Origin of the sequence: Dolichospermum sp. LEGE 00246, from assembly GCF_015207865.1 — a bacterium.
GTDB lineage: Bacteria > Cyanobacteriota > Cyanobacteriia > Cyanobacteriales > Nostocaceae > Dolichospermum > Dolichospermum heterosporum.
In genome coordinates, this window is record NZ_JADEWA010000159.1 from 1 (window position 1) to 10,831 (window position 10,831).

The window sequence follows — 10,831 nt, forward strand, 5'->3', positions numbered from 1 at the left end:
TTGTACCGGTTAGCCAACCGCCTAATGCGAGGAAGGCACAGGGGAATAGTAATATTCCTGACCAACCTACGAATACAAAGCGATCGCGCTTTAGCCAGTCGTCTAATACGTCAAACCACCCTCTACTCGGGGCGCGTCCAACTGCGATGGTCATTTACTAAAATCCTCGTTTTTACTAAAATTGCAACGTTTTTTAAGCAGTGTTTCAGCGAGTTTACTGATTTATATCATAAGAACGCCCGGTAAGTGGGAAACGAGCGCGTCTTTAGATCTGAGAGGGAAACGACACGAGCGGTTTTAACCGCTGTGGATATTAAAATTGAAACCAGATTTTTGATTGGAATCTGGAAACCAACTCCCATTTCTGGGGTAATGTTAGCCTAGACCTGTTATAAGAGCTTGTTGGGCTTGCAACACTGTTCCAGTGACCTTAGAACTGTTTAATCACAAGCGACAGAGCAGGGAACTGGCAACGCATTCGGTGGGTGTCGTGACTCAAATAACGGCTACCATGAGAGTAAACTCAGGGTGGTCTGGTCAGTACGGCTTGCTTGATTACTCTTGCAAGCCCAGTCCCTTTAGGGATGGGTTACTGACCTGCCGTGAGGAATTCAACGTTTTCTTCAATCCTAGCAGCTTTACAGACGCTAAGATTGTGAGAACTGATTGCTTGACAAAGTGATCATTTCTCATAAGGATACCATGAGACTAGGCTCAGGGTGGTCTGGTCACTACGACTTGCTTGATTACTCTTGCAAGCTCAGTACCTTGAGGGCTGGGTTACTGACAAATTATGACATGATCGGCTACCGTTAACCAGCAATCTAGGTTTTAGTAACGTAATGATTCTTAACTTATCACATTAGTCAGAATTTGGGCTGGATATAGAACAGGAAGTTAAATATTTTCTATCAATATCAGAATTTTAACAATTTGACACAGATTTTCTCATAAATCTTCGTAGGGGCGCAGGGCTTGCGCCCTAAATTCTCTCAATGGCCTGCGCCCTAAATTCTCTCAATGGCTTGCGCCCTAAATTCTCTCAATGGCCTGCGCCCTAAATTCTCTCAATGGCCTGCGCCCTGAAATTCTCTCAATGGCCTGCGCTCGGAAATCCTGCAAGTTGAGGATAAAATTTATTGTCATCTCTTCGATAACTTGCAATCCAGACTGCTTCAGTGGCAGACTTGAGAAAGATAGTCCAAGGTAGTTTAGTCAACCACCCATCACTTCCCTTCGGACAAGTGAGGGCTTGTAAAAGCCTAGTTGACCAGACTCAGTTCTTAACCGAACTACGTTAGAGGTAAGAGTTAAAGACCTACCAGGGGATGCGTAGCTAGTTCCCTGCTCTAGAACTTCAAAGTTAAACAGGCTTAAGGGTTAAACCAGTGCTTTTAAGATAGTTACCGACCTCTAACATTGTCGTTCGCGCCAGCGTGCCGGAGGCATCTAGCTAACATTACCCCAGAAATGGGAGGCTCTTCGGAGCAAAATATTATGTCCAAAGTATTTGTTTTAGACACTGAAAAAAGACCACTAGACTCACAAAAAGGACGGTTACGAATATGGAAAATCAAAGATTTGTTAATTGCTCAACTGTCCCCTTCGTTGTTTGTGCTGGCGCACAAAATTACTCAAGGGACGTTTCACAATTAACCCTCCATTCCTCCCATCACCAAACTGAGTACAGTTTTGGTGGGGGTCTCCTGGAGGTTTAGATGACCGTATCAACAACAATTAATAAAAGCGAGAATATCCTCTCTCAAAAGGTTCTTGGTTCACGTCGGTTTAGTAACTACTGGTGGGCAAGTATTGTAACTATGGGAGCCAGTGGTTTTTTCTTAGCTAGTATTTCTAGTTATCTCAAAGTTAATTTACTCATAGTTACTGATGCAACACAACTAATATTTGTCCCTCAAGGATTGGTGATGGGACTATATGGTGCTGCTGGCTTGCTATTAGCTACATATCTGTGGCTTGTAGTTCTATGGGATTTAGGTGGTGGTTATAATGAGTTCAATCGGGAAACAGGGACATTAAAAATTTTCCGTTGGGGGTTTCCCGGAAAAAATCGTCAAATCCAAATTGACGGAAGGATTTCAGATGTACAATCTGTCAAGATTTTGATTAAGGAAGGTCTGAATCCTCAACGCGCTTTATATCTTCGGGTTAAAGGTAGACGGGATATTCCCCTTACAAGAGTAGGTCAACCCTTATCTTTGGCAGATTTGGAAACCCAAGGTGCGGAATTAGCTCGTTTTTTAGGAGTATCTTTAGAAGGACTCTAGGAATTTTGGATTTTGGATTGGTGAACAATAAGAATCAGATCCCCGACTTCTTAGAGAAGTCGGGGATCTGAGGTCAAGTTATTTTCACAATTTAAAATCCAAACTTCAGGAATGGGCAAGAACAAATTAAGATATTTTGATTAATGCAGTCACTAACAATGCGGTTTAAATTTCCACAATTTTTTGTAGTTCTATTGATGATTTGCGCTTTAACTTTGGGAGGATGTGCGAGTAATACAACATCGTCTAGTGCATCCCCAACTGCAACAGCTACCTCAGACACGACTACTAGTGCAAAAACAGTATCAGAAACTATTAGCGAAAGTGTTCCTGGAATCAAAGGTTTACCACGTCTTGAAGGTAAGGCTACAGTGGTGATGACGGTGAAGCGTGGAGAAGTAGTTAATCCCACAGAAATTGAGATTGAAATAGATGGGACAAATGCACCAATTACTGGCGGTAATTTTGTGGATTTGGTTCAAAAAGGTGTTTATGACGGTTTAGTATTCCATCGTGTTGTGCGCGAACCTCAGCCTTTTGTAGTTCAAGGTGGAGATCCACAAGGTAAAGACCCCAAATTTCCCGAAAGTAGATTGGGAACCAGTGGTTATATTGATCCTCAAACTGGAAATGAACGACGGATACCCTTAGAAATTAAACCAAAAGGCGCAAAAGATCCTATTTACAGTAAGACTATTACTGAGAAGCCTGTGTTACAGCACAAGCAAGGAGCGATCGCTATGGCTAGATCACAATCCCCGGATTCTGCTTCTTCTCAATTTTACTTTGCTTTAGCAGATTTATCGTTCTTGGATGGTAACTATGCCGTGTTTGGTAATGTTACCAAAGGTTTTGAGGTAGTTAACAAAATCCAGCAAGGCGATCGCATTCAGTCTGCTAAAGTCACTACAGGTGCAGAAAATCTGAAAATTCCTCAGTAGTTAGTTGTCAGTTGTTGATTTGTGATTTTATAAGTATTCTGACTTCTGACTTCTGACTCCTGAGAAAGGGCGCAGTCCCTGCGCCCCTACCTCCTGACTCCTCAGTTACTATATAAAATCTAAAATTGGTTAAAGTTGTTGTTACTGGGATTGGTTTAGTTTCTGCTTTAGGTCAAAGCTTAGAAGATAGTTGGCAAAATTTATTATTAGGAAAAACAGGGATTAAATTACATCAAATATTTCCAGAATTGGGAATAGTTCCCCTGGGATTAATTGCTGAAAAACCCTCTTTATTAAATACACTCGCGGAAATAGTTGTTAATTCAGCCCTACAAGATGCCGAATTGGTAGCACCTTTGTTTGATTGTGCTGTAGTAATTGGTTCTAGTCGGGGTTATCAAGCATCTTGGGAGATAATGGCACGACAGATGTATCAGGAAGAGGCAGAATCAAACTTAGACAATTGGTTAAATACTCTACCGCAAATGAATGCGATCGCTATAGCCCGAAAAATAGGCTCAACAGCAGCAGTTTTAGCACCAATGGCTGCTTGTGCAACGGGAATTTGGGCGATCGCTCAGGCTACAATGTTAATTAAAACTGGGCAATACCAACGAGTAATTACAGGGGCAATAGAAGCACCCATAACCCCCCTAACAATTGCTGGATTTAGGCAAATGGGGGCTTTAGCCAAAACAGGTGCTTATCCCTTTGACTTACAGCGAGAAGGCTTGGTACTAGGTGAAGGTGGTGCTATTTTGATTCTTGAATCTGCGGAGTTAGCAGCCCAACGACAAGCTAAAATTTATGGAGAAATATTAGGTTTTGGCTTGACAGCAGACGCATATCATGGAAACTCACCAGAACCATTAGGTAAAAGTGCCATCATAGCCATTAAGCAATGTTTAGAACGTAGTCATATTTCACCCACAGACATAGACTATATTCACACTCATGGTACAGCCACCCAGTTAAATGACCGGATAGAAAGTAAAATTATTCAACACTTATTTTCACCAAAATTAGCGATTAGTTCCACCAAAGGTAGCACCGGGCATACATTAGGAGCATCAGGAGCTTTAGGTGTAGCCTTTTCACTCATGGCATTGCAACAGCAAATTTTACCCCCCTGCGTAGGACTTCAGCAACCAGAATTTAATTTAAACTTCATCACCTCAGCACAAGAAAGTAAAATTCAGCAAGTCCTATGTTTTAGCTTTGGTTTTGGTGGACAAAATGCTGTGATAGCTTTAGGGAATTAAGGATCAATCATAAAAGAACTAGAAATACTTAAAAACTTATATTCTCAAGATTTAGAAACCAGAAAAAACTGGTATTCTCATGTAGCAGAAACTTATAAGGCGTTGGTGAATGAAAGTATGAATTAGTCTCACGCAAAGGCGCAAAGATTAAGAGTTTCAGAAATGGAATTTTTAATTTTTATACCTCAATTCAGCAATACCGAATTTCCCAGAAGTGGTCAAAACAATATTGAAACCATTGCCAAAAAAGATGAACTGATTGCAGCAGGTTTCTTTACACAGTTTGTTTTATTTAGAAAATTGGCATATAAATGAGTAAATAAATGCCTAAAAAAATTCGAGAACTAAAACAAATACTGCGTCAAGCAGGGTTTACAGAAATTCCGGGAAAAGGAAGTCACACCAACTGAATACATCCACTATATACTGGAAAAATAACCATTTCTGGTAAAGATAGCACAGATGCCAAGCAGTATCAAGAAAAAGAAGTAAAACAAGCTATTAACGAAATAGAGGGTAAAACCAAAAATGATGAAACTTAAATATCAAATGATCATTCAATGGTCAGAAGAAGATAACTGTTTTTTAGTAGGTTTCCCTGACTTTCCTGGACAAACTTGGCGGACACATGGAGACACTTATGAAGAAGCCGTAACTAATGGAACTGAGGCTTTAGAATCCTTAGTAATAGCTTATCAAGCAACAGGTGAACCTCTTCCACAACCAACAGTTAATCAAGCTGCATAAATCCTTGGTATTCTGTGAATTGGCTACAATTTACCACAGAGAATGCACCAAAATTTCTGTTGGCTATTCACACAAACAGATGCAAACTCTGATTTTGAACGAGAAGTTTTACAAGAGATTTACCAACGGGGTTATAAACTACCTGATACAGCCCAGGAATTAATTACCGAAGCCAATTGTAAACCAGATTTTGTGTATAAGGAAGATGCGATCGCTATTTTCTGCGATGGTTCAGTTCATGATAGTGCTGAACAGAAAAAGCAAGACCAAATTGAGAGAGATAATCTGAGATACAATGCTGGATATCAGATATTAACCCTGCGATATGATAAAAATTGGCGGGAGCAATTAAAGGTTTTAGGGAGTTTATGAATTGATAATTAGTAATCCATTTAAATTAGGTAGTGAGACAGAATTAATTACACAATGTCATTGTGATTGCTTCCCTTCGCTCGCAATGACTGTAAATATTTTTGTCTAATTACTTAGTATAATATCAAATTAATATGGTTTTTCGGGAACACCAAAAAATAAATTACCCAATTTTGTGGGATGGGCATCCTGCCCGTCCCAATACTGTTCGGTTAAGGCTAAAACATTGTTATACCGTAGGTTGGGTTGTTCGCGTTAGCGTTGCAATCGGAACGTTCACGAAGTGTGGCGATAGCTTGCGTGGGGACGTAGGAGCCATAGCCATAACCCAACAAAATCCTTGGTAATGTTGGGTTTCACTATCGCTCAACCCAACCTACATTTCCTTAACCGACAAGTATTGCTGCCCGTCCTTGATGATTAGCGGGCAATTCGTCCCGCACCACAAGAAATTTTTGGGTATTTTTTTAATTGTAAGTCCCTAAATGAACTTATTTACACACCCTCTACCTGATTACTATATTCATCTGCTGTTAATGTATCCTCATTAATTTCATCAGGGTCATTAATACGAACTTTTAAGAACCAACCTTCTCCATAGGGGTCTTCAGGTACTTGTTCTGGATCATTTATTAAAGCTTCATTGCGTTCTACAACTGTGCCAGTAACAGGTGAATTCAAGTCTTCAACAGCCTTCACGGATTCAATAGAACCAAATGTCTCTCCCTTGGTAATAACATCACCAATATCCGGCAGTTCCAAAAAGACAATATCACCTAATTGTTCTATAGCAAACGCAGTAATACCAATAGTGGCAATTTCTCCATCTAGACGAACATATTCATGGGAATCTAAGTATCGAAAATCCTGGGGATATTCTAAAGACATATCACTTTCTCTTCCACGTTAAAAAAATAGTGTTACAAGAGTAACCTAAAAGACATTATTCCTCAAAAACCTCAAAGATTATCAGTTAGTAACACGATTCTTTGAGCGATAAAATGGGCGTTTCACAACCACCGCAGGGTAAGCTTTACCGCGAATTTCTACATCTAGCTGCTGCTTAAGCCTGGCTAATGAGGTGGGAACGTAAGCTAAGGCTATGGGATAACCGAGTGTCAGGGAGATAGTACCACTTGTCACTTCTCCTACGACTTGTTTAGATGATAATACGGGGTAGCCGTGACGAGGAATATTGCGTCCTTGTGTTTGCAAACCGACCAGTTTACGAGATATTCCTTGGGTTTGCTGCTGGATTAAAACCTCTCTGCCAATAAAATCACTTTTGGTATCTAAATGTACCAACCAACCTAAGCCAGCTTCTAGCGGTGTAGTGGTATCGTCAATATCTTGCCCATAAAGTGCCATTGCAGCTTCTAAGCGAAGGGTATCTCTACAACCAAGTCCGCAGGGAATAACACCAGCATTATATAAACTTTGCCACAAGTCTATCCCAACGGAGGCATCCACCATCACTTCAAAACCATCTTCGCCAGTGTAACCTGTGCGGGCGAGGAATGCGTGTTTGCCAAAAATGGTCGTTTCTAAATGCCCAAAAGCCTTAATAGGTGATAAGTCTGTTGTGACTAGGGATTGCAGATGATGAGTAGCTGTTGGTCCTTGAACGGCAATTAAGATTTTATCCCGTGATAGGTCTTGAAATTGAACTACATCAAGATCAAGATGTGCCAATAGCCATTTTTTGTCTTTGTCGGTAGTTGAGGCGTTAACGATGATGACTAGATTTTGCGTCCCAGTGCTGTCTGTATTTTGGTAATAAATAATGATGTCGTCAATGATTCCGCCTTGGGGGTTAAGCAATACAGTATATTGTGCTTGTCCAGGTTGTAACCTACTTAAATCGGAGGGAACTAAATACTCCAGTTGGGAGATCAGGTTTTTACCTTGGAGGGTAAATTTGCCCATGTGAGAAATATCGAACATTCCAGCGGTATTCCTAACGGCATGGTGTTCTTGGGTGATACTGCTATATTGTATGGGCATTTCCCAGCCCCCAAAGCTGGTAAATCTGGCTTTGAGTTCTACACCCATTTGATATAAAGGGGTTCGTGTCAGAGATTGGGAAGCAGGGAAATTTGGGGGGGTTTCCCCATGAGCAACTGCCGACGAGGTAATATTTTCTTGATTAGCCACAGGTAGTTATTTATATTGACGTTTACGTGCGATCGCATCTCAACATTTATCTATCCTACGAGATCGCTGTTAATTTAGCAGAAAATTACAAGCTGCATCCTTCCTGCGGTTTAATTATTAGTAGTGGAATTGTTGAGATTTATTAAGCAAAAATTATGAAGTATCGCTCAATCTTAGCTAGTGTGATTTTAGCTCTAGTATTGTTGGTGTTCCCCTTGTCAGCGCAAGCAGCAAGTTCTTCTAGTGTTACTAATTCTCTTGGCAACAAGGGAGTCGGGGGGAAGGACTTTTCTGGACAAAGTTTAATTGGGATTGAGTTTACAAGCGTGAAATTAGAAAATACTAATTTTAGCACTGCTGATTTACGTGGTGCTGTATTTAACGGTGTTTTATTGGATGCTGTAAATTTTCATGGTGTGGATTTTAGTCAAGGAATTGCTTATTTATCAAAATTCAAAGATGCCGATTTAAGTGATGCAGTTTTTACAGATGCGATGATGTTGCGTTCCATTTTTGATGCAGTTGATGTCACTGGTGCTGATTTTACCAATGCAATTTTAGATATGGTACAGGTGAAAAAGCTCTGTGTTAATGCCAGTGGTGTAAATTCTAAAACTGGTGTAGATACTCGTCAATCTTTAGGATGTAAGTAAAAACCCCATATCCCCTTCATTAATCAGAAGGGGCGTTAAGAATAATTGAGTAATTCTTAAATTCTTGTATCTATGCTAAAAGGATATTTTACAATTTTTATACCTTCTGGTCTGTGGATAATCCACATAAAATTCCATGTCTAAAAAAGCTGTATTATCTTATGTCGTAGATCGGAATACAGGTCTATGGAAAGCCTTAAGCGGTTGCAGTGCTTCCCAACAAGAAATTTCCGGTTCTCAAGTTTACAATAGTGAGAGGTTTACAGAAGCAGAATTACCACCACAGGTTGATCTGCGTCCCTTCATGACTTCCGTAGAAAATCAAGCTGGCTCTAACAGTTGTACAGCTAATGCAGTTGTAGGCGGTTATGAGTATATCATGAACCGTGTAGGAGAAGAAGTTGATTTTAGTCGTCTTTTTGTCTATTACAATGCCCGAGAGCTAGGACTAGAACACAATGGTGAAAATAAAATTCAAGACCAAGGAAGTAGCATTACTTTAGCATTGATGAGTTTACAGGAAAAAGGTATTTGCCATGAATCAACCTGGGCTTATGAAGTTACAGACAATGGTAAAGTCAGAAACGTTAATACTAAACCAATTTATGATGCCTATGAAGAGGCTGCCGAACTCCTAAGTGTTCCTGATTTCCAATGGGAAAACCCAGAACAAGTTCCTGTGGATCTTCATGCTATGAAACATTGTTTAGCAGAAGGTTATCCTTTTGTTTTTGGACTCACTTTGTTTAAGTCTTTTGATCGTGTTACCAACAAAGGAAGAGTTCCAATGCCAGATTTAGCCAGTGATGAAGGCAGGCAAGAACATGGTAAACACGCTATGCTTTGCGTGGGTTATAAAGATAGTGCTGAAGTCTTTATTATCCGTAATTCATGGGGGGAAGAGTGGGGAGAAGAAGGCTACTGCTATATCCCTTATGAGTATATGACTAACCCAAATTTATGTTTTGAATGCTGGAAAATTAAAGGAACAACTGACTTCGATTTAACTGCGGATGTTTGGGTTGAAGAAGATGAGGATTTTGATGAAGATTTCTATGAAGAGGACGACGCAGAAGCAGCAAATAATTGTTATTTAACTCTTGTAGAATCTATTGCTGTCATTTGTTTGTGTGGTGCCTCTGTAGATGGCTTATCTGATGAAGAATCAGAGTTATTAACTGGACTTTATGAAACCTATGAAATTGATACTGAACTTCTTGAGGAGAAAATCCAGGGTTTAATGGAAATCGGCGGGCTTGAACTCCTTTACAATGCGGCTTTACAAATTATTTTGGCGGAAGATGCAGCAGAGGAAACTTTCCAAATGTCGGTTGAATTTGCTCTTGCTGATGAATGTTTTAGTGATGAAGAATACGAATACTGGACTAAGTTAGCACAAAACTTAGAGCTTGATGAAGATAGGGCTACAGAACTATTTAATGAGGTTTTAGAGGAATATGATTATGAAACCTTAGACAGTCTATTTTAATCTGGCTATAGAAATATTAATTAGAGGATGTTTGAAAAGTTTTTAATGTATAAACAAACCCCTCTGGTAAACCTCTCCAGTATTAAATGTTATTCCTTTTCCCTCTCCTCTTAGGAGAGGGTTAGGGAGAGGTGCGGGGAGAGGCTTTGAAACCCCCCTTCCCAATAAGTAGTGAGACAAAATTAATTACACAATGTCATTGCGTAAGCGTTGCGTGGCGTTAGCCATATGAAACGAAGTGAAATGAAGCAATAGCGAAGCGCTGCTGCAAGCAGTTCACAAGGGTTGTGATTGCTTCCCTTCGCTCGCAATGACTGTAAATATTTTTGTCCAATTACTTAGTTTTGAATCAAACTGCTAATGTAGTTTACTTATGCTAATTCGTGGAATGTGCGATCGCACCCAAACCTGTCAATGTTTCTAATTGGGATGAGGTTAAACCAGTAGCTTCATAAACATTCATACCTTCGTAGGGGCGATCGCTGGTTAATACCTGTATACATTTTGCCGTATTAACATCCCAAATTCTAATTGTACTATCGGCGCTACCTGTGGCAAAAGTATCTTCATTCACGATAGTTAAACTGGTAATAGGTGCTTGATGATCTGTTAAAATATGGAGACATTTTCCTGATAATAATTCCCAGATTCTCACTGTACTATCCAAACTGATAGTAACTATTAGTTGATCTTGTTTGATAAAAATTAGACCTACAACTTGAATAAGATGTCCTTTTAAAGAAGTAAGAAAGGTATTACTTTCTAAATGCAAAACTTCCACTTTAGCATCATCACTACTAAAAGCAAGATAAGCATGATCTTGACTGAAATTTAAACCATTCCTGATATCATTAATATTAGATTTTTCCCTTTGAAAAATTTGATTTAAACAATTTCGTGAGAGATCATAAAGAAAAATTTGACC

General features: G+C 39.7%; 12 protein-coding genes and 2 pseudogenes. 10 read left to right on the top strand and 4 right to left on the bottom strand.

Translation table 11 applies throughout. From position 1 onward, the window contains the following. Positions 1-154: pseudogene (locus IQ228_RS12420) on the bottom strand (photosystem II D2 protein (photosystem q(a) protein)); the annotation flags it as partial. A 1,343-nt stretch (positions 155-1,497) separates the two neighbouring features. Here IQ228_RS12420 and IQ228_RS12425 point away from each other — a divergent pair. From IQ228_RS12425 to IQ228_RS12455, 8 genes and pseudogenes are all read left to right on the top strand, one after another. Beyond that, positions 1,498-1,656 (top strand): hypothetical protein, encoded by a 159-nt coding sequence (locus IQ228_RS12425; RefSeq protein ID WP_193962978.1) that lies wholly within the window; start codon positions 1,498-1,500, stop codon positions 1,654-1,656. Between the two features lie 62 nt (positions 1,657-1,718). Then, positions 1,719-2,288, top strand: coding sequence for a photosystem I assembly protein Ycf4 (locus tag IQ228_RS12430; RefSeq protein WP_027402431.1), 570 nt, complete (start codon positions 1,719-1,721; stop codon positions 2,286-2,288). A gap of 158 nt (positions 2,289-2,446) precedes the next feature. Further along, positions 2,447-3,229, top strand: a complete 783-nt coding sequence (locus tag IQ228_RS12435; protein ID WP_193962979.1) for a peptidylprolyl isomerase — start codon at positions 2,447-2,449, stop codon at positions 3,227-3,229. A gap of 125 nt (positions 3,230-3,354) precedes the next feature. Then, positions 3,355-4,491: a beta-ketoacyl-ACP synthase gene (locus tag IQ228_RS12440; protein ID WP_193962980.1), complete on the top strand. Its 1,137-nt coding sequence runs from the start codon at positions 3,355-3,357 to the stop codon at positions 4,489-4,491. A 162-nt stretch (positions 4,492-4,653) separates the two neighbouring features. Then, entirely contained in the window at positions 4,654-4,806 is a 153-nt protein-coding gene (locus IQ228_RS12445; RefSeq protein ID WP_160170623.1) for a hypothetical protein, read from the top strand. 8 nt (positions 4,807-4,814) lie between these two features. Next, positions 4,815-5,033, top strand: a pseudogene (locus IQ228_RS26615) (type II toxin-antitoxin system HicA family toxin). Then, a complete protein-coding gene (locus IQ228_RS12450) occupies positions 5,020-5,238 on the top strand; it encodes a type II toxin-antitoxin system HicB family antitoxin (RefSeq protein WP_027402435.1) in 219 nt (72 codons plus the stop codon). Before IQ228_RS26615 ends, IQ228_RS12450 begins: the two are co-directional and overlap by 14 nt. Positions 5,239-5,280: 42 nt before the next feature. Next, positions 5,281-5,610 carry an endonuclease domain-containing protein gene (locus IQ228_RS12455; RefSeq protein WP_228043847.1) on the top strand — a complete coding sequence of 110 codons (330 nt, stop codon included), beginning with the start codon at positions 5,281-5,283 and terminating at the stop codon, positions 5,608-5,610. 495 nt (positions 5,611-6,105) lie between these two features. Here the strand turns inward: IQ228_RS12455 and gcvH are convergent, their stop codons facing one another. Continuing rightward, positions 6,106-6,498, bottom strand: coding sequence for a glycine cleavage system protein GcvH (gcvH, locus tag IQ228_RS12460; RefSeq protein ID WP_027402437.1), 393 nt, complete (start codon positions 6,496-6,498; stop codon positions 6,106-6,108). Between the two features lie 81 nt (positions 6,499-6,579). Continuing rightward, positions 6,580-7,764, bottom strand: coding sequence for a glycine cleavage system aminomethyltransferase GcvT (gene gcvT / locus IQ228_RS12465; protein WP_071992776.1), 1,185 nt, complete (start codon positions 7,762-7,764; stop codon positions 6,580-6,582). A gap of 155 nt (positions 7,765-7,919) precedes the next feature. Here gcvT and IQ228_RS12470 point away from each other — a divergent pair, with 155 nt between their 5' ends. After that, positions 7,920-8,417: a pentapeptide repeat-containing protein gene (locus IQ228_RS12470; protein WP_027402439.1), complete on the top strand. Its 498-nt coding sequence runs from the start codon at positions 7,920-7,922 to the stop codon at positions 8,415-8,417. 136 nt (positions 8,418-8,553) lie between these two features. After that, the gene (locus IQ228_RS12475; RefSeq protein ID WP_193962981.1) at positions 8,554-9,906 is read left to right on the top strand and encodes a C1 family peptidase; all 1,353 of its coding nucleotides are present in this window, start codon (positions 8,554-8,556) and stop codon (positions 9,904-9,906) included. Positions 9,907-10,282: 376 nt separating this feature from the next. On the opposite strand, the gene IQ228_RS12480 is transcribed toward IQ228_RS12475, so the two are convergent. Continuing rightward, on the bottom strand, positions 10,283-10,831 hold a 549-nt coding region (locus IQ228_RS12480; protein WP_370566880.1), incomplete at its 5' end, for a WD40 repeat domain-containing protein.